The following is an 18,555-nucleotide window of genomic DNA, read 5'->3' as shown; positions in this document are numbered from 1 at the left end:
AGAAAAATTCAGGATTCAAGTTGGCTGTGTTTACCTGAAGACCATTGGCTGATATTGATATGACTAATAATCACACCGCCGCCTGGATGTTCAATTGGCGCAACGTGCATGACATACCAACGCTGCTCATCAACAGTGTGGCGCGGATATTCAATTGAAAAGGCAGTGGCTTTACCTTCTAAAACGCGGCGAATACCAATCATCGCTTCTCTTAATGTCGCTTCATCAGCAATCTGGCGTAAATCGCATACATCGAGATAATTGGTACCAAGCCCGGAGTTTTGCAGTGACAAATAACTATTTTCACTCGCAAAATCTCCCCAAGAACGATTCACCATCGTAATCACGCCATTCGCATCAAGCACTGCAACGTGTTCTGGCAATGAATCCAATACCGCTTGTAATCGCTCTACATCGCGCAGCGTCGTAATATCCACAAAGGTTGCCACTGCGCCGCGTGCTTCACCAGAGCGCACTGCATACGGCAGCACTCGCGCTAAATAATGTCGCCCATTTGCTGCATCAATTTCATGTTGAAGCATTTCACCGCTGGCAATGGTGCGATGCAATTCGGGTAAAAACTCTGGGTATTGCAACAGGTTCGTAAAATCATCAATAGGACGACCCAAATCGCCATCGCGGATTTTGAATAACGCAGTGGCTTCTGGCGTGAAGCGCGTTAACCGCAATTGCGAATCAACAAACACGGTGGCAATTGATGCTGCTTTTGCCATGCCATCTAAATCAGCATTCAACCGATTTAGGATTTCAATCTTTTCCTGATTTTCGGCATTAACGGTGTAGAGTTCTTCATTCACCGATTGCAATTCTTCGTTTGAACTTTGCAGTTCTTCATTCGATGCCATTAATTCTTCATTCGTCGCTTGCAATTCTTCATTCGCAGTTTCCAATTCTTCAATTGTCGCCTGCAAACTTTCACGCGTCGCCGCCAATTCGCGCTCCAACGTTTCCAAACGCTGCGCGGTTTCGCGGTCAAGACTGAGCGTTTCAATTTGCGTGGTGACAGCGTTGGCGCTGCCGCCAGCCCACCGTTCACACCGTCGCCTTCAGTGCACACGACCAGATGCGGCTCGGTTTCAAACGACAGCAGCAAATGCGGTTCGCCGTGCGGTGGCTCCAGCGGACGAGCAACCAAACGCAGCCGCTCGGTGCGCTTTTCATCCAGCGATAATCCCAGCACGTCGGAACGCAGCGGCGCACGATCTCGCGCTGCTTTGTAAAGCAAGGCTTTGGCAATGGCGACCAGCGAACTGGGCAGCAATTTGGCTAAATCCAGTGTGACTGCGCCTTCGCCAATGCGCAGGTAATGACTGACATCCCCAAAAACGTGCAGCAAATCATGGCGTTGATTGAGCAACAAACTGGTTGGCGCGTAGCTGCGCAGCAACAGATTTTGCGCCGCATCAATCGCCGCAGCATCGCTGGCGACGCCTTGCGTGCGCACACCCGGACGCGGACGCGCTCCCGTCACTGAACTGCGCGAAAGCGACGCAATTGCGGTATCGAGTGGCAGCGCGACGTGGCGCAAAATTCGATAAATCTTGTGTTTAGAACTGACCGCCGTGAAATCGGATTGCAGATTGGCGAGCGTTTCGCTGGGACCGAGAAACATAAATCCGCCGGGCGCCATCGCGTATTGCAACCGCCGCAGCGCCCGTTCCTGTGCTTCAGAACGGAAATAAATCAATAGGTTGCGGCATGACACCAAATCCATGCGCGTAAACGGCGGGTCTTCCAGCAAATTGTGCCGCGCAAACACGATGCTTTGGCGAATCTCGGTTTTCACCACGAAATGATTGCCGCGCCGCAGAAAGAATTTCTCCAACCGCTCGGGCGAAATCTCGGCGGTGATTGCCTCGGAAAACACGCCTGCGCCACCGACTTCGACGTTTTGCGATTCGACATCGGTCGCAAACAGTTTGAAATTCGGCCAGCGGCGAGCGCGGTCGAATGCTTCAGCGAAGAGAATCGCCAGCGAATAGGCTTCTTCACCAGTGGCAATGCCGGGTGCCCAGACGCGAATTGGTTGATTATCGGGACGCTCGGCAACGATGGTTTTTACCGCAGTTTCAGAAAGAATTTCAAAGGCTTCTGGATCGCGGAAAAAGCTCGTGACGGGAATCAGCAGCTCGCGGCGCAGCGTCGCCAGCTCGCCGCGATCCGCACTGAGCAGACGCACATAATTGAGCAAATCCGGCGTTTGGCGCACCTGCATTCGCCGTTCCATGCGGCGCATCACTGTCGCTGGTTTGTATTCTCGAAAGTTGATTCCGCCCGAATGTTGCAACAGGTGCATCACTTCTTCATGGGCGTTGTCTTGGTCAATTTCCGTCGCAAGCACCGGCATTCGAATTTTAACGTGTGGTAATTGATGAATATGTTCGAGCAAACGCGGGCCGAGTTCTTCTGGCGGCAGAATTGCGTCGACTAACCGGTCGCAATCACGCTGCGCGGCATTCCGTCGAATTTCGCTGATTCCGGGTCCTGCGCCAGCAAAAAACCGCCAGCGTCGTTGATGACCACTGAACCGCGAGTGCCGTCGGAACCGGTGCCCGACAAAATGACGCCAATGCCGCGATTGCCATACTCTTTTGCCAGCGAACTGAAAAAATGATCGACTGGCAGCGTGAGACCACGCGGATTTTTCGGACTGAGGCGCAGCACATCGCCGGACACGCTCATCATGCTGGCGGGCGGAATCAGGTGCACGCGATCTGCTTCGATCTTCATATCGTGCTCGACCGTCACCACCGGCATGGCGGTATGGCGCGAGAGCAGATTGGCCATCATGCTTTTATGATCGGGTGATAGATGCTGAATCACGACGTAAGCCGCACCAGTACTCGCTGGCAGTCCTTGAAAAAACCGCTCCAACGCATCGAGACCACCCGCCGAAGCACCGACGGCCACGACATAACCCTTAAAGCGATTACCGGTCGTGGTCAGCCGCTGATTGTGCGCGACATCCAGATCACTGGACATGCCAGGCGTTTGGTTGTCAGTCTCATCGTTTGTCATCTGAAAGGCGCTCTATTCAATTCAAAATTGGCGGAAATAGCAGTTGGTGTGCATCTCAAGTTTACTCGGATCACTGCGATCTTGCTGACCACTTCTATCGTTATTCGCCGACAATACTGCCAGCACATTTAACTTCGTGAGACTTATGAACATCCTGTTTATTCACCAAAATTTTCCCGGTCAATTCAAATTTTTAGCGCCCGCACTCGCCGCGCAGGGTCACAACGTGCTGGCAATGACGATGCAGAAAACCACTGTTTCACACTGGCAAGGTGTGCGTTTATTGCCCTATTCCACCACTCGCGGCACCACGCCCGCATTCACCCGTGGGTCAGTGATTTTGAAACAAAAACCATTCGCGGCGAGGCTTGTTTTCGGGCTGCGTTGCAACTGCGCGACGAAGGTTTTCAGCCGGAGGTCATCATCGCGCACCCCGGCTGGGGCGAAAGTCTGTTTTTGAAAGAGATTTGGCCGCTGGCGCGACTCGGAATGTATTGCGAATTTTTCTATCACTCGACGGGCGCAGATGTCGGTTTTGATCCTGAATTTCCGCCGTCTGAAGTCGGCGATGTCTGTCGTTTGCGTTTGAAAAACCTCAATAATCTGCTGCATTTCGAGACAGCTACTGCCGGATTAGCGCCGACCCATTGGCAAGCCAGCACCTTTCCATTGCCGTTTCGGGAACGCATCAGCGTTATTCACGACGGCATTGATACTGCTGCGTTGACGCCGAATCCGAACGCCAGCTTGACGCTCAATAATTCGCTGCAACTCAGTCGTGCTGATGAAATCATTACGTTTGTGAATCGCAATCTCGAACCTTATCGCGGTTATCACATATTCATGCGGGCGCTGCCGGAATTATTGAAACGTCGTCCACAATTGCGCGTGTTAATTGTCGGCAATGATGGCGTGAGTTACGGCGCAAAACCCAGTGGTGAATTAACGTGGAAAGAGATTTTCATTCAAGAAGTGCGCGAGCACATCAGCGCAGAAGATTGGCAGCGGGTGCATTTTCTCGGCAGCATTTCGTATCAACATTTTGTGACCTTGCTGCAATTATCACGAGTGCACGTTTATTTAACGTATCCATTTGTATTGAGCTGGAGTTTATTAGAAGCAATGAGCATTGGCTGCGCAATTGTTGCCAGCAATACTGCGCCGTTGCGCGAGGCGATCATTCACGATGACAACGGGCAATTGGTGGATTTTTTCGATGTGAATGAATTAACAGCGGCGATTTGTAATTTGCTTGATGACGCGCCAGCGCGAGAACGTCTTGGTGCTCGTGCTCGCGCCGCTGCAATAGCGCATTACGATTTGCAGACGGTGTGTTTACCGGAACAATTGCGCTGGGTGGCGCAATTGGCGGCGTCTTGAATCTGCGTTAATTCAATTCTATCAACGCGAGCAGCGGCGCAACATTCAATCGTCATCTAATTGCGCCAAGATATTACGAGCAACTGCACGTTGCTCGGCATCGCCTTCTTCCAACACTTCATACAGAATTTGTCGCACCGCGAATGGATTATTCAATTCGCGCAAACGATTAGCGCGTAACAGTTTGGCTTCCACCGAATTGATCGGATGATCGCTCGTTTCTACACGAGAAGCAGGTGCTGGTGTTTGCGGTGGCGCAGTAACAACTGGCGCACCTTTATCAAAGGGCGCAGCAAGCCCCCTTTAGCAAAGGGGGTTGGGGGGATTGATCAACTGGTGGTTGAATAGATTTAACCAATTCAGTTTCGCTATCACGCTGGCGCAACATCAATCGTGAAAACCACACGCCCAATTCAAATAATAACCACATTGGCACGGCTAACATGGTTTGTGAAAACACATCCGGCGGAGTTAAAAACATGCCAATCACGAATGCGCCCACAATAACATAAGGGCGCTTTTCCACTAATCCGTCGGGAGTGACGATGCCGATCATCACCAATAATACGGTGGCGACCGGAATCTCAAATGCCAAGCCAAAAGCAAAGAATAGTTAAGCAAAATCTAAATAAGCAGCGATATCGGTCATCATCACTCAGCGGGTGGTTGCTGCCATAAAGCTGAAGAGGATCGGAAAACTAGATAATAGTCAAACGCTACTCCAAGATAAAACAAGGCAATACTGGACACCATGGCACTGCAAACCGCTTTTCGTGTTGATAGAGTCCGGGCGCAATGAATGCCCAAAATTGATAAAGTAAATAAGGCATTGCGAGAAAAATTGCTCCCACCAGCATCAGCTTAAGTGGTGTGATAAGAGGTGAAATAACTTGCGTGGCAATCATGGTGCTGCCGCTGGGCAATTGTGCAATCAGCGGCTCGGCAACAAAAGTGTAAAGATCATTGGCAAAGGGAAAAAGTAGTAATACCACGATGCCAATTGCAATCAGCATCTTAATCATGCGATCGCGCAATTCAATCAGATGCGAAATAAATGATTGTTCAGCGCCGGAATTATTGGGGAGTTTTGCAAGAGACATCAGTGCTGCTCAACGAAATAATAACAAGTGATTGGAATTTTAAATCCCCCCTGCCCCCTTTTTCAAAGGGGGAGAAAAGCCCGCTTTGAAAATTAATTATCACTTCTATTAAAGGGGGATAAAAAGCCCCCCTTTGCAAAAGGGGGGTTGGGGGGATTTAGAATTTAGGATTTAAGCCAAATGATATGCGCGGCTTAATTCGTGTACTGCGGCAACCATTGCGCCAGCGTGTTCGGGATTTACATCGGGCGTGATGCCGTGGCCGAGATTGAAGACATGCCCCGTGCCGTGTCCGTAGCTGGCGAGCACTTTGGCGACTGCGTCGCGGATGTATTCAGGCGAGGCGTACAGCGAGCACGGGTCGAGATTGCCTTGCAGCGCGACGCGATCTTCGACCATGCGCCGCGCATCAGCCAGATCGGTCGTCCAATCAACGCCCAGCGCGTCGCAGCCGGTTTTCGCCATGTCGCCGAGCCATTGCCCGCCGTTTTTGGTGAACAGAATCACTGGAACTTTGCGCCCTTCGGCTTCGCGGGTTAAGCCTTCGATCACTTGCTGCATGTAAGCCAGCGAAAATTCCCGATAATTCGCCGGAGCCAACACGCCGCCCCAAGTGTCGAAAATCATTACAGCTTGTGCGCCGCGAGCAACCTGTGCGTTGAGATAGCTCGTGACGATTGCGCGGTTTTATCGAGCAGGCTGTGGAGCAAATCCGGGCGATCAAACATCATGCCTTTGATTTGAGAAAAGTTTTTGCTGCCGCTGCCTTCAACCATGTAGGTCGCCAGCGTCCACGGGCTGCCGGAAAAACCAATCAACGGCACGCGCCCGTTGAGCTCGCGGCGAATGGTCGAAACGGCGTCCATCACATATTTCAATTCGCCTTCTGGGTCGGGCACGGCGATTCGCGCTACATCCGCTGCGTGCGTACTGGGCGCTCAAAATGCGGGCCTTCACCTTCCGCAAAATACAGCCCCAGTCCCATCGCATCCGGCACGGTGAGAATGTCGGAAAACAAAATCGCCGCGTCGAGCGGAAAACGCTCCAGCGGTTGCAGCGTGACTTCGCAGGCGAGTTCAGAATTTTTACACAATTCCATAAAGCTGCCGGCTTTGGCGCGAGTGGCGCGGTATTCCGGCAAATAGCGCCCAGCTTGGCGCATCATCCATACTGGCGTGTAATCAACAGGTTGGCGCAAAAGTGCACGAAGGAAAGTGTCGTTGGTTAGGTCGGTCATAAACGCAGTGCCCGCGCAAAGTTGGATGAAAAATGATGGATGTCGGCGTCGCGTCGCTGCGTCACAGCGGGGGCGCTGACCGTATGATTCGGCGGCGCATTCTACACTGTGATTGAGGGCGGCGTGGTTTGCGCACCAAGCGGCAGGATGCAGGTGTCGATTTTCTTTACAGGTGTAAATTGGCGGAAAGGTTTTGATAGCGCGGTATTGAGTGGATTTGTGGTGATTCTGGCGCGTCAACGTGTCGATTTTTTATACACTTTGCCCTGCTGGAGCCGTAGATTGGCAGAAGTCAAAAAATTAACAGATTGAAATAAAAGGTTATTTATAAATTGGCATACGCTGTGCTTTAAGAAAAGTGGCTCCACAGTTTGCACTTGAACTAGATTTGCAACTGCACTGAATCAACTTTCTATTTAACGACGAGGTTTATTATGAACAAAACACTAGGCGTTCTCGCTTTATCCGCCAGCCTGTTTGCTGCGAGTTCTTATGCCGCCACAATTACAAGTACAGCAACTGGCATTGGTTTCTCTGATACAAACTGGGATACAACAGGACTCACCTTTGGAGTTCCTACGGCGGGTGGCAATTTACTTCTTAATTTATTCGATGATTTAGGTGGCACTCGGGTTCTCGAGAAAGTGGAAGTATATGGTGAGGCTTGGGCACGCGGTTTGACAACCATTACCAATACGGGCACTACTCCTTTGATTTATGGTACGCCAAGTGATGTTGTATCAGGTTCCCTTTTAATGTCATCTACTGTAGGTAGTATTAACATCTCACTGAACCCAATTGCTATGGCGAATGTTGGAACGGGTCTCGTTATGCCTGGCTCACCAGCACTTAACATTGATGTTGGCGGTGGTTTATCGGGTTCGGGGGTTTATGATGATGCTCTTGTTACCTATACTGGTTCTTCAGCTCAACAATTTCTGGGTAGCGGAACCTTTTTACTCAGTGCATTAGCTGTTGGCTCCCAAACTATTAGCTTAAGTGGTCAAGGCTCAGTGAGCGTCGATCTTGAAGCTGCGGCAGGTGCTCGTGTTGTTTATACGTATAGTGAAAAAACCATTCCTGAGCCAGAAACCCTCGGCTTACTCGGAATTGGTCTGTTAGGTTTTGCTGCCAGCCGTCGCCGCAAAGCTGCGTAATCTGCAATCACCATTGACACCACAACATCTTGTGGTGTCATGCGTTTCCCCGCACTCCGCATTACAAGCAATCGTTTTAATCAATTGAAAAGGTGAAATTAAGTTTAATTCCTTTATGAGGGGGTTTAGACCATGAACAAGATCAAATTGATTTCGTTTGTTGCCGCAGTTCTTTTGTTGTCGCTTGGTTCAGTTCAACCCGCCAGTGCTTTTATTTTCGGATCGAGTAGTTTGAATCCAGGAGATGTAGTGCTAACGCTTGATGGTAATACTTCGCTTGGGGCTACTGATAGTGGCTGGTATTATTGGACTGGATACCATAATCCAGATAATACTAATTACATGGTTGATGATGATCCGTATGGGCCGCACAACTGGTTCCTATTCGACATTTCCACGTTTACTATTCCAGTCACTTTCTCTTCCGCCACGCTGACCCTCTATAGTTATGATGTTTCAGGGTGGGAAGATTACAAACTCTTTGATGTCACAACGTCACTTGATCTTTTACAGGCTGGAACCGGCGGCGTTGCAGCCTTTAATGATCTCGGCAGCGGTGATGTCTATGGTCAACGTTGGTATTCCACGGATGATACTGGTAAATACCGAACCATTACTCTGACTTCAGCTTTCTTATTTGATTTTAATACTGCCATTGAAAATCATCTCAGAAATCCTAATGACCCACTTTTTAATGAATTCGCCATTGGTGGCAGAATTCCTGAGCCAGCAACCCTCGGCTTATTCGGAATTGGTTTATTAGGTTTTGCTGCCAGCCGTCGCCGCAAAGCTGCGTAATCTGCAATGACATGAAATGACACCACAGCATCTTTTGGTGTCATTTTTTTGTGTCTAAAACTCATCCAAAATTCCACTGCCTTATCACGCTGGCGTCGCAGTTCTAAACTTTTCCAATACCTGCGCCACTGCACGATCCGTCAACGGATTTTGACTGAGCAACCGCGCCGTACCCTTGCGCAAATGATCGGCAAGACTGGTCGCCGCCAGCGTCATCGCATTTTCGCCTGCCGATTCGTGAATAAATACACCCGTTTTAAATCGCTCACCCAATTGAGCCGCAGCGTGTTGCGGGTTCCGCGCAGACTCTGAAATTCAATCCACGCGCCCACTTCCAACGCCTGCACCAATCGTAAATGCGGGTCTTGCGGCATTTCAGCGAGCGGCGCAGCGGTTGGCGTTATCGGCAATGGCGGCGTCACCGGCACGGCAGCCAGCGGTGGAATCGGTGAAGCTGGCGCGATGGGAATCACCGGCGAAACTATCGGAGCAACATCTTGTTTTGACAGCGAAATCACCGGTGGCGGCGCTGCAACTGGCGGCGGTGCAATGTTGGTTTTGGGCGCAATTGGCGGTGGAGCAACCGCTGGCGCTGGCGTGGGTGTCACTGCAACCGGCATCACGGGAGGAACCGGCGCAACCGGCGTCGGATCAGCCCGCAATGCCGCCATGTGCAACCGAATTAATTCCCGAAAAAACGCATCCCAGGCTTCATCCAGCTTCAATTGCTCCAGATTTTGCCGCAAGCGTTTGAGCAAATTCGGCAGCAGCGCCAGCAACCGCTCACGCTCCGCCGCACTGGTTTTTAATTCCACGCTCCAGATCAAATCATCCATCAGCGTGACTGCTTCCTGCCAATCGGCGCTGTTGTCCGTATTGCGCAAATCAATATCCACCAACACCAGCCGCCAATGCCGCTCCAGAAAATCGCTAATCAACGGCGGCATCGGTCGTTCACGGCGCGATTGCACGGCGGAATTAGCACGAAGCAACGCAACTTCTTGCGCTCCACCGACGCCAATTGATTGACCATCTGCTCGGCGTTATCGCGGGCGCGTCCTTCTTCCTCTTTGAGAAACGCCTCCAGTCGCTGCACCTGCGCACTGAAGATTTGCGTATCAGAGTCAAACTCGCTCACGACGCTATCGACAATCGCGCAAATCTCTGCCGTCAACCGCGATTCATCCTGCTCGCCGCGTCCGATGCCGGAATTGGCGATGGTATCGAGCAAGCGCCGCGTCGGATGTTTACGATCAGAGAAAAAAGTCTTATCAATCAACGCGACTTTCAGCACTGGAATTTGCAATTTGGCAATTTCTGCCCGCAGCGTCGCCGACAAATCAGGATCATTAAAAATCGCGTCAAACAGCATCGACACGATGTCAATCGTCATCGCGTCCATCGGATGCGACCGACTCGCCATTGGTGTGGCGCGAATCTGCCGCAGCAAATTGTCCTGCTGCGACGGCGATGCCATTTGCACCATGCCCACGCCGGGCATGGTGCGCGGATCAAGTTGACCGTGCTGCAAATTGCCCAGCGCGTCCATCAATTGATGAATGCTCACCGCTGGCGCAGCACTGGTGTGCATCGCTGCGGGTGGCATTGGTAACGCGCGGTTGACCAATTTTCCTGCATTGGCGCAGCGCGATTAACGGTTTGAATGGCTTGTAATAATTGACTAAAAACGTCTTCATTAACGAGCGGTGCGCCATCGCCGCCAACGTTGTATGCCGAAGCAGCGGCTGGCGCGACCATTCGTGGCGCATAACCGCCTGCTGCCGCGCCACCGCTGAATTGACCGGCGATGTTTGGTGTTGCTGGCGCAGTCACGGGAATGGTCGGCAGCACACCTGCTTCTGCGAGATAACGGTTGAGATCAGCGTATAAGCCGGGCAATGCTGCGGCGGTGTGCCGTTCAAATGCTTGCAGCAGCGCCAGCGTTAATCCGCGTTCTACGCCCAATTCGCCGAGCGCGTGCACCAGCGCATTAAATAAAGCGCCGGGATACAACGGGTTATCGTCTTGGCTCAGACGCTGCACTTGCAGCAATACCGCCATTCGTCGATCCAACGCGACGAGCTGCTGTGAACAATTAAACGCAGCACGAGTGGCAATTTTGCTGATGGCTAAATCACGTTCAAAATCATCAGGATCAATCAACGTTAATTCGTCAGGCAGCGCAAAATCGGTTGGCGCTGGCGCGACCGAACGCAACCGCCATTCGTCGATCCAACGCGACGAGCTGCTGTGAACAATTAAACGCAGCACGAGTGGCAATTTTGCTGATGGCTAAATCACGTTCAAAATCATCAGGATCAATCAACGTTAATTCGTCAGGCAGCGCAAAATCGGTTGGCGCTGGCGCGACCGAACGCAACTGGTTCGCGGTGGCGTCAAAATGAGTGGCGTAACTGCGTTGAAATTGATCAATTAAAGTTTGCGTGCGATGGCTGAGAAAACTCATCGCTGCAAAATAGATTTGCTGCTGTTCTTGCGTGGTCGCCCGATCCGCCAGATTGAGAAATTCATCGCTGGCGCGTCCGACGTGCTGAACAAAGGCAGTCATCACGCCTTGCGCAAGGCGATCACGACAATTGGAAAGAAGAATGATGGCTTCGGACATCGCTGCACCATAACTAAAATTAAGTGGCAATCTACCGATCGGCAGGACTGTCAGAACCAAAAGATTGTAGACCTGTTTTTTGAAGCATTCGGGTTCTTTCTGCTGCCAGTTGTTCAACGCTTATAGTTGTTCAATGCTTACACCGGGAATCAGGTGATGTTCAATCTGGTGTTTTTGACACACTAAATCAAAAAGATGGCGATTGGTTGTCTTGTCCGGCACTCTGAAGAAGGCATTTGACTGACATAACCTGCGCCACCGGTCGCTACGTCGTATAGATATAGAGAATAGGTTTTTTCGTCATCACTGCCGCGACTGAGTTGATCGGTTAGCGTAAAACGCTTTTGATCTGCTGTATTAAATGCTGGATGGATGATGTTGACAATTGACGAGTGTCTAATGGCGTGTGGTGACAACGCGGGCAAGCTCTAAAGAACTCACCCGCAAATAACACATCACTTTTAGGCGTTACGGTTTTTGACCAACCGCAATTGGGGCAGGTATAGCGAATTGGAGCGGGAGGAATTGGCATCGTGCAATACTGATGACAACTTAAATAGAAGACAGCCGATATTTGATTGATTCCAATGCAGCGCGATCCGAAGTCAATGCTTGTGATTTCTGATCTAAAGCACGGGATTGTTCAATAAAAGCCGTTTCAATTGGCGCAAATGCCTGTTTAATCGCAGCTAAATAACCATCTTCAAACTCTCTTTCTAAACGAGTTGCCTGTTGTTCAACTGCGTCTTGAATTGCGCGTGCCTGTGCTTCCATCTGCCGAATTTGTGCCTGCTCTTCTTCCTGCGCTTTATAATAATCACGAATACCACTGATAATACTAATCGCAGGTCCAATAAAAGGAACTGCTTTGCCTAGAAGTTGACCAGCTCCTTCTGCCATTTTTTCAATGGTTTTAACACCAACTCCCTTCATTAAACTGGGAAGCCAATCTTTAGCAAGCGTAAGAGTTGCATGAACTGCTGTTTTAGTCGCTTGCTGAACACCTTCCTGCGTCAGTTTAGACGTTAAGCCACGCATGACATCTTCAACTGGAAATAACGGCTTTGAATCACCTTGATCAGTGAGTGCATTGTTGCTTGTCGGTAATGATAAGCTCGTTGAATCGGTATTCACTGCCAGCGCAGCAGCCGTGAGTCTTTCACCCAATGCAATCAGGTTATCGTTCGCTATTCCCAGTTCTTTTTCTATCGCATGAGTAGCCCCAGAAATCGCATTTTCAAATGCAGCCTTAGCGCGACTTTCATCACCAGATTCAGCCGCCACCCGATAACTCTGGCGAAAATGATTGACTACGCTACGAATTGCCAACGTGATTGCTGCTCTCGTGCGTAATTTTTCACCCTGCACTGATTCTTGCAAACCAGCCAATAACTGAGATTCTGGAGATTTTTCTCGCTGATCCAGTTTTTTCAATGCCTCATCAATCAGTGACTTCACGCGCTCGCCCAGCACGCTGGCAATTTCACTCGCATCACAGTCTTTTAAGCGGTTCTCAACCGCATTTTCAAGTGCTGGCAGATTGCTATGTATAACGAGTTGTTCTTTATTCTCCAATCGTCCTTTCAGCGCAGTTTTTGCATTGATGAGAAAAATTGGCGCTTTTTGAGACAGCTTACGTTGTTCTGCTGCTGCGTTCAGATTGTTAGCAACAGTATCGTATAGATGACGATAATCAGCATCGGCTTCAGATTGCCCGCTTTTATTATTGACAATCACCAACAGCGGTTTTTTTGCTGCCAGAATGTCGCACATTTCATCGTAAGTTTTTTGTTCTTCAAAAGTGCCATCATTACTCAACACAAACAGCACCACATCGCTACGTTCCAATTGCTCGCGTGAAACCTTCTCATGTTCAATTGGCGCATCAATTCCCGGTGTATCTAAAATCGTGAAGCCGTGCCATTCATAAGGCGTCACCTTATCTGTCTCTGGTTTGTCTGCCATTGAGGCGCGTTCTTCACCCAGCATGGCATTGAGCAGCGTACTTTTTCCCGCGTTGTAAACACCAAACACCATAACCACTGGTGTTGCATCAATCGCTTTTTTTTGAACGTCATCAGTAACGGTTTTAATCATTTCTGCATCAAGATAAGTGCTTAAAATTGGCTCACCTTCATGCAAAAGTTCTTGCACTGTGTTAATTGCTGTTTTCATCGCGGATCAACCTCTTTTTCTAAAATGTTCACAAAACGATCAAGTGCCGCATTGACTGTCTGCACTTGCTGTTCAATGGATTTGAGAAAATTCTCATTCATTTGTTCAAAAGCAATGGTTTTTCGTGAAAGTTTGAAATCAGACTTTTCAATAGCTGTCTCCAGCAGAGTAAGATCATCGCGCAGTTCTTTAACTGATAAATCACCAGTGAGAATATGATTGACAACCGCTCGTAAATTATTGAGCGGCGTTTCTTTTTTCAATCGCACACCTTCAGATTGCGTTAATGCTGTGAGCTTGCGAAACAGCGCATTCATACCGCTCTTTTCAAGTTCATCAGCATTATTGTCATGTTCTTCGGCATAGCGGACTGAAACTGTCAGCACCTCTAATTCATCATCGCGCTGTTTTTGTTCAAGCTGAACAATATTCTTATAAACATAATCGCTCTGCTCTTTACGATCCTCCTCCGATTTCATTAAGATTTGAGAAACCAGTTCTCCAGCATCATTTCATCCACATCGGTCATATCGCAGCGAGTAATAACCACTTCAACGCGCTTGCCTTTTTGCAGCAAATCAGCAATTTCCTCTAAATCGGTTTTACGTCCGGGTTGACTCGAACTCATTGAGTATAAAATCAAATCAGCAGCATCAACATAACCCTGTGCCAATTCACCTTTTGGTTCGGTTCTGGAATGCAATCCAGGGGAATCAATCCAAGTGAGACCAGACAGTTTAAACCCTTGAATAGATGCAGTTCTTTCACAAGCGCCAACAGCAAACTTGCGTTGTTCGGCTAAATTACGTTGTGCGGCTAATTTACGTTTTTCTTCTAATTCAGCCGCTGTTAATTCCGCTTCTGGTTTTTTTGCATCTTCTGCGATTGCTTCACAAAAGAATTCAGGTGTCGGTTCAGCCGCATCAATAATTGAGCGGTTTGGATCGCCATGTCCGTAGGCAACATAATTCCCAATCGAACTCTTTCCGGCCTTGACCTTGCCACAGACATAAACCAGTAGTGAATCACCAAACTGCTCTCGAAATTCAGTGTTCCGTTGCTGGCGACTCACATCTGCTCGCCATTTTGCTAAACTGGCAGTTATTTTTTCGTTGGTGTTGGCAACTGCTTGAGTGAGGAAGTTATCCTCTTTTAATCCCGAATTATTTGAAGCAATTGATACCGAGCGTGCCAATTCACTAAGCGCACGCTCTAATGTTTTCTCACGAGGTTTTATACCAACCTTTGCTGCATTAAACTCGCCACGCAATTGAGCCAAGGCAGTCAGTAAGTTTTGTCGTGGTGAAACATCAACCTTTGCTGCATTAAACTCACCACGCAATTGAGCCAAGGCAGTCAGTAAGTTTTGTCGTGGTGAAACGGAAAACACGGTACATAACCCTGAAAACAGCGCATCATCATCTAATTCTAATAACGCTTGAACTGCTGTCAGTTCATCTTCTAACTTACGCGATCGCAACCATTTTACTAAAGTACCATTACGCGCATATTCTAAAATCTCAAGCGTAAAATGCTCTCTTATTTCCTGCATGTTTTTTGCACGAATGCCACCGATAGGTAAATCAAACTTTATATTCTTTTTGATAGCCATTGTGACCTTCTTGTGTATAAAATGCGGTATTAAGCTGATCGGTTAGCGTAAAACGCTTTTGATCTGCTGGATTAAATGCTGGATGGATGATGTTGACAATTGACGAGTGTCTAATGGCGTGTGGTGACAACGCGGGCAAGCTCTAAAGAACTCACCCGCAAATAACACATCACTTTTAGGCGTTACGGTTTTTGACCAACCGCAATTAGGGCAGGTATAGCGAATTGGAGCGGGAGGAATTGGCATCGTGCAATACTGATGACAACTTAAATAGAAGACAGCCGATATTTGATTGATTCAATGCGCGCGATCTGAAGTCAATGCTTGTGATTTCTGATCTAAAGCACGGGATTGTTCAATAAAAGCCGTTTCAATTGGCGCAAATGCTTGTTTAATTGCTGCTAAATAACCATCTTCAAACTCTCTTTCTAAACGAGTTGCCTGTTGTTCAACCGCGTCTTGAATTGCGCGTGCCTGTGCTTCCATCTGCCGAATTTGTGCCTGTTTCTTCCTGCGCTTTATAATAATCACGAATACCACTAATACTAATCGCAGGTTGCCAGAAGTTGAACCTTCTGCCATTTTTTCAATGTCATTAAACTGGGAAGCCAATCTTTAGCAAGCGTAAGAGTTGCATGAACTGCTGTTTTAGTCGCTTGCTGACACCTTCCTGCGTCAGTTTAGACGTTAAACCACGCATGACATCTTCAACTGGAAATAACGGCTTTGAATCACTTTGACCGACGAGTTCGTTGTTGCTTGTCGGTAATGATAAGCTCGTTGAATCGGTATTCACTGCCACGCAGCAGCCGTGAGTCTTTCACCCAATGCAATCAGGTTATCGTTCGCTATTCCCAGTTCTTTTTCTATTGCATGAGTAGCCCCAGAAATCGCATTTTCAAATGCAGCCTTAGCGCGACTTTCATCACCAGATTCAGCCGCCACGCGATAACTCTGGCGAAAATGATTTGACTACGCTACGAATTGCCAACGTGATTGCTGCTCTCGTGCGTAATTTTTCACCCTGCACCGATTCTTGCAAACCAGCCAATAACTGAGATTCTGGAGATTTTTCTTGTTGATCCAGTTTTTTCAGTGCTCATCAATCAATGACTTCACGCGCTCGCCCAGCACGCTGGCAAGTTTATTCGCATCACAGTTTTTTAAGCAGTTCTCAACCGCATTTTCAAGTGCTGGCAGATTGCTATGTATAACGAGTTGTTCTTTATTCTCCAATCGTCCTTTCAACGCAGTTTTTGCATTGATGAGAAAAATTGACACTTTTTGAGACAGCTCACGTTGTTTTGGCTGCTGCGTTCAGATTTGTTAGCAACAGTATCGTATAGATGACGATAATCAGGATCGGCTTCAGATTGCCCGCTTTTATTATTGACAATCACCAGCAGCGGTTTTTTTGCTGCCAGAATGTCGCACATTTCATCGTAATTTTTTGTTCTTCAAAAGTGCCATCATTACTCAACACAAACAGCACCACATCGCTACGTTCCAATTGCTCGCGTGAAACTTCTCATGTTCAATTGGCGCATCAATTCCCGGTGTATCTAAAATCGTGAAGCCGCGCCATTCATAAGGCGTCACTTATCTGTCTCTGGTTTATCTGCCATTGAGGCGCGTTCTTCACCCAGCATGGCATTGAGCAGCGTACTTTTTCCCGCGTTGTAAACACCAAACACCATAACCACTGGTGTTGCATCAATCGCTTTTTTTTGAACGTCATCAGTAACGATCTTGATCATTGCTGCATCAAGATAAGTGCTTAAAATTGGCTCACCTTCATGCAAAATTTCTTGCACTGTGTTAATTGCTGTTTTCATCGGGGGATAAACCTCTTTTTCTAAAATGTTCACAAAATGATCAAGTGCCGCGTTGACTGTCTGCGCTTGCTGCTCAATGGGTTTGAGGAAATTGTTGTCCATTTCTGCAAAAGCAGTATCAACAGTTTTATGAGCCGCTTCACTAAAAATGTTCATTGTTTCAGCCAAAACATCTTGCATGTTATTGCCGAGATTGACACGTTCGGTTTTTGTTCCGTAAGCGCCGAGCCTGCTGCACCACCAAGTCGCCAGCAAGCGAAGCACCTAATGCTGCACCGGTGGACCGCCTAAAAAAAACACACTCCTCCGGCTAATGCAGCAATCCCAAGTCCAAAAACCACTGTTTTTATTGGTATGAATCTGAAATCCTTAAAATTATCACGAAATTCGGGTAGCTGTTTAAGCTCCTGAAAACGCACTGCGTTATCTATTACGCTCTGCGTTTCATTAAAAATTTCGCGGAGCGCCATATCAACATGATTTGAAACAATGCGCTGAAGATGCTCTGTGCAGGTTTTTTCAAGCGCCTTTATATCGCGCCGTTTTTCTCTTTCTGTACAGCGTCTCAATCAATGGGTTAAGTTCAGTCAGCACTGGCCCAATAACGATGGTTTGCTTTTGCTTCAATTGACGCGTGTTTGCAATGCTTTTTTCCAATGGCTCAAGCTCACTGCGCAGTTTTTCAACCGATAAACTACCAGTGTGAATAATTGACAAACGCTCGTAAGTTATTTGCCAGGCGTTTTTTCTTTCAATCGCACACCTTCAGATTGCGTTAATTTTGTGAGCTTGCGAAACAGCGCGTTCATACCGCTCTTTTCAAGTTCAGCAGAATTATCGTCATGTTCTTCAGCATAACGGACAGAAACCGTCAACACCTCTAATTGATCATCGCGCTGTTTTTGTTTAACGATCTCCTTATAAACATGATCGCTCTGCTCTTTACGATCCTCCTCCGATTTCATGACAAGTTGAGAAACCAGTTCTCCAGCATCATTTACATCCACATCGGTCATATCGCAGCGAGTAATAACCACTTCAACGCGCTTGCCTTTTTGCAGCAAATCAGCAATTTCCTCTAAATCGGTTTTACGTCCGGGTTGACTCGAACTCATTGGGTATAAAATCAAATCAGCAGCGTCAACATAATCCTGTGCCAGTCCGCCATTTTCTCCGGTTTTGGAATGCAATCCCGGTGAATCAATCCAAGTGAGACCAGACAGTTTAAACCCTTGAATAGATGCAGTTGTTTCACAAGCGCCAACGGCAAACTTGCGTTGTTCGGCTAAATTACGTTTTGCATCTAATGCAGCCGCTCTGTTTTTTCTGCATTCTCTTTGCTTCCTCAAAAAAAGAATTCAGGTGTCGGTTCAGCCGCATCAATAATTGAGCGGTGCGGATCGCCATGTCCATAGGCAACATAATTCCCAATAGAACTCTTTCCCGCCTTAACCTTGCCATAGACATAAACCAGTAGCGAATCACCAAAATTCTCTCGAAATTCAGTATTGCGTTGATAGCGATTCACATCTTTACGCCAGTTTTCTAAACTGGCAGTATTTTTTTGTTGGTGTTGTCAACTGCTTGCCGAGCGAG

Annotated in this window: 20 protein-coding genes and 4 pseudogenes; 4 read left to right on the top strand and 20 right to left on the bottom strand. The window is 48.2% G+C overall.

Translation table 11 applies throughout. From position 1 onward, the window contains the following. Positions 1-8: 8 nt before the first annotated feature. A pseudogene (locus CXB77_RS24650) lies at positions 9-3,003 on the bottom strand (chemotaxis protein CheB). A 219-nt stretch (positions 3,004-3,222) separates the two neighbouring features. Between CXB77_RS24650 and CXB77_RS11485 the strand changes: the two are divergent. Further along, positions 3,223-4,419 carry a glycosyltransferase gene (locus CXB77_RS11485; protein WP_347338120.1) on the top strand — a complete coding sequence of 399 codons (1,197 nt, stop codon included), beginning with the start codon at positions 3,223-3,225 and terminating at the stop codon, positions 4,417-4,419. A 45-nt stretch (positions 4,420-4,464) separates the two neighbouring features. Here the strand turns inward: CXB77_RS11485 and tatC are convergent. Both tatC and hemE read right to left on the bottom strand, forming a co-directional pair. After that, positions 4,465-5,519 (bottom strand): annotated as a pseudogene (tatC, locus tag CXB77_RS11480) (twin-arginine translocase subunit TatC). A gap of 171 nt (positions 5,520-5,690) precedes the next feature. Next, positions 5,691-6,756, bottom strand: a pseudogene (hemE, locus tag CXB77_RS11475) (uroporphyrinogen decarboxylase). A 108-nt stretch (positions 6,757-6,864) separates the two neighbouring features. Here hemE and CXB77_RS11470 point away from each other — a divergent pair. The 3 genes from CXB77_RS11470 to CXB77_RS11460 all read left to right on the top strand — a co-directional run bounded on the left by CXB77_RS11470 (position 6,865) and on the right by CXB77_RS11460 (position 8,711). Then, the gene (locus CXB77_RS11470) at positions 6,865-7,068 is read left to right on the top strand and encodes a hypothetical protein (protein ID WP_105073973.1); all 204 of its coding nucleotides are present in this window, start codon (positions 6,865-6,867) and stop codon (positions 7,066-7,068) included. Between the two features lie 122 nt (positions 7,069-7,190). Further along, positions 7,191-7,913: a PEP-CTERM sorting domain-containing protein gene (locus CXB77_RS11465; protein WP_105073972.1), complete on the top strand. Its 723-nt coding sequence runs from the start codon at positions 7,191-7,193 to the stop codon at positions 7,911-7,913. Between the two features lie 132 nt (positions 7,914-8,045). After that, positions 8,046-8,711: a PEP-CTERM sorting domain-containing protein gene (locus CXB77_RS11460; protein WP_105073971.1), complete on the top strand. Its 666-nt coding sequence runs from the start codon at positions 8,046-8,048 to the stop codon at positions 8,709-8,711. A gap of 84 nt (positions 8,712-8,795) precedes the next feature. On the opposite strand, the pseudogene CXB77_RS23120 reads toward CXB77_RS11460, so the two are convergent. From CXB77_RS23120 to CXB77_RS11385, 17 genes and pseudogenes are all read right to left on the bottom strand, one after another. Continuing rightward, a pseudogene (locus CXB77_RS23120) lies at positions 8,796-10,260 on the bottom strand (DUF1631 family protein). A 14-nt stretch (positions 10,261-10,274) separates the two neighbouring features. Next, the gene (locus tag CXB77_RS23115) at positions 10,275-10,982 is read right to left on the bottom strand and encodes a DUF1631 family protein (protein ID WP_172452644.1); all 708 of its coding nucleotides are present in this window, start codon (positions 10,980-10,982) and stop codon (positions 10,275-10,277) included. Then, positions 10,885-11,337 carry a DUF1631 family protein gene (locus CXB77_RS11440; protein WP_105074064.1) on the bottom strand — a complete coding sequence of 151 codons (453 nt, stop codon included), beginning with the start codon at positions 11,335-11,337 and terminating at the stop codon, positions 10,885-10,887. The genes CXB77_RS23115 and CXB77_RS11440 overlap by 98 nt, the downstream gene beginning before the upstream one ends. 182 nt (positions 11,338-11,519) lie before the next feature. Beyond that, on the bottom strand, positions 11,520-11,753 hold the full coding sequence (locus CXB77_RS19270; protein ID WP_146108798.1) for a hypothetical protein: 234 nt from the start codon (positions 11,751-11,753) through the stop codon (positions 11,520-11,522). Positions 11,754-11,889: 136 nt separating this feature from the next. Then, a complete protein-coding gene (locus CXB77_RS11435; RefSeq protein ID WP_105073969.1) occupies positions 11,890-13,512 on the bottom strand; it encodes a GTPase in 1,623 nt (540 codons plus the stop codon). Next, positions 13,509-13,991 carry a hypothetical protein gene (locus tag CXB77_RS11430; RefSeq protein ID WP_105073968.1) on the bottom strand — a complete coding sequence of 161 codons (483 nt, stop codon included), beginning with the start codon at positions 13,989-13,991 and terminating at the stop codon, positions 13,509-13,511. The genes CXB77_RS11435 and CXB77_RS11430 overlap by 4 nt, the downstream gene beginning before the upstream one ends. Beyond that, positions 13,991-15,124, bottom strand: a complete 1,134-nt coding sequence (locus CXB77_RS11425; RefSeq protein WP_105073967.1) for a dynamin family protein — start codon at positions 15,122-15,124, stop codon at positions 13,991-13,993. Before CXB77_RS11425 ends, CXB77_RS11430 begins: the two co-directional genes overlap by 1 nt. Next, positions 15,096-15,254 (bottom strand): hypothetical protein, encoded by a 159-nt coding sequence (locus CXB77_RS19745; RefSeq protein WP_172452643.1) that lies wholly within the window; start codon positions 15,252-15,254, stop codon positions 15,096-15,098. Before CXB77_RS19745 ends, CXB77_RS11425 begins: the two co-directional genes overlap by 29 nt. A 167-nt stretch (positions 15,255-15,421) precedes the next feature. Next, entirely contained in the window at positions 15,422-15,706 is a 285-nt protein-coding gene (locus CXB77_RS11420) for a hypothetical protein (RefSeq protein ID WP_105073966.1), read from the bottom strand. A gap of 13 nt (positions 15,707-15,719) precedes the next feature. Further along, positions 15,720-15,920 (bottom strand): hypothetical protein, encoded by a 201-nt coding sequence (locus CXB77_RS11415; protein WP_146108797.1) that lies wholly within the window; start codon positions 15,918-15,920, stop codon positions 15,720-15,722. Further along, complete coding sequence (locus CXB77_RS19740) at positions 15,917-16,069, bottom strand: hypothetical protein (RefSeq protein ID WP_172452642.1); 153 nt, start codon at positions 16,067-16,069, stop codon at positions 15,917-15,919. The genes CXB77_RS11415 and CXB77_RS19740 overlap by 4 nt, the downstream gene beginning before the upstream one ends. 147 nt (positions 16,070-16,216) lie before the next feature. Then, the gene (locus CXB77_RS11410; RefSeq protein WP_105073964.1) at positions 16,217-16,405 is read right to left on the bottom strand and encodes a hypothetical protein; all 189 of its coding nucleotides are present in this window, start codon (positions 16,403-16,405) and stop codon (positions 16,217-16,219) included. A 195-nt stretch (positions 16,406-16,600) separates the two neighbouring features. After that, complete coding sequence (locus CXB77_RS23110) at positions 16,601-16,723, bottom strand: hypothetical protein (RefSeq protein ID WP_277949393.1); 123 nt, start codon at positions 16,721-16,723, stop codon at positions 16,601-16,603. Then, positions 16,720-17,223, bottom strand: a complete 504-nt coding sequence (locus CXB77_RS19265) for a GTPase (RefSeq protein ID WP_172452641.1) — start codon at positions 17,221-17,223, stop codon at positions 16,720-16,722. Before CXB77_RS19265 ends, CXB77_RS23110 begins: the two co-directional genes overlap by 4 nt. A 255-nt stretch (positions 17,224-17,478) precedes the next feature. Next, positions 17,479-17,676, bottom strand: a complete 198-nt coding sequence (locus CXB77_RS11395) for a hypothetical protein (RefSeq protein WP_105073962.1) — start codon at positions 17,674-17,676, stop codon at positions 17,479-17,481. Between the two features lie 11 nt (positions 17,677-17,687). Then, entirely contained in the window at positions 17,688-18,308 is a 621-nt protein-coding gene (locus CXB77_RS11390; protein ID WP_172452640.1) for a dynamin family protein, read from the bottom strand. Next, the gene (locus CXB77_RS11385; RefSeq protein ID WP_105073960.1) at positions 18,305-18,487 is read right to left on the bottom strand and encodes a hypothetical protein; all 183 of its coding nucleotides are present in this window, start codon (positions 18,485-18,487) and stop codon (positions 18,305-18,307) included. The genes CXB77_RS11390 and CXB77_RS11385 overlap by 4 nt, the downstream gene beginning before the upstream one ends. Between the last annotated feature and the right edge of the window lie 68 nt (positions 18,488-18,555).

This window comes from Chromatium okenii (genome assembly GCF_002958735.1).
GTDB lineage: Bacteria > Pseudomonadota > Gammaproteobacteria > Chromatiales > Chromatiaceae > Chromatium > Chromatium okenii_A.
This window is presented reverse-complemented; position numbering and strand designations above follow the sequence as displayed.

What these genes read in the sequence shown, in the direction of transcription:
- CXB77_RS11430 (WP_105073968.1), bottom strand. Translation starts at nt 13,991, where the DNA reads ATGAAATCGGAGGAGGATCGTAAAGAGCAGAGCGATTATGTTTATAAG.
- CXB77_RS11425 (WP_105073967.1), bottom strand. Translation starts at nt 15,124, where the DNA reads ATGGCTATCAAAAAGAATATAAAGTTTGATTTACCTATCGGTGGCATT.
- CXB77_RS11435 (WP_105073969.1), bottom strand. Translation starts at nt 13,512, where the DNA reads ATGAAAACAGCAATTAACACAGTGCAAGAACTTTTGCATGAAGGTGAG.
- CXB77_RS11465 (WP_105073972.1), top strand. Translation starts at nt 7,191, where the DNA reads ATGAACAAAACACTAGGCGTTCTCGCTTTATCCGCCAGCCTGTTTGCT.
- CXB77_RS11420 (WP_105073966.1), bottom strand. Translation starts at nt 15,706, where the DNA reads ATGGCAGAAGGTTCAACTTCTGGCAACCTGCGATTAGTATTAGTGGTA.
- CXB77_RS11460 (WP_105073971.1), top strand. Translation starts at nt 8,046, where the DNA reads ATGAACAAGATCAAATTGATTTCGTTTGTTGCCGCAGTTCTTTTGTTG.
- CXB77_RS11440 (WP_105074064.1), bottom strand. Translation starts at nt 11,337, where the DNA reads ATGTCCGAAGCCATCATTCTTCTTTCCAATTGTCGTGATCGCCTTGCG.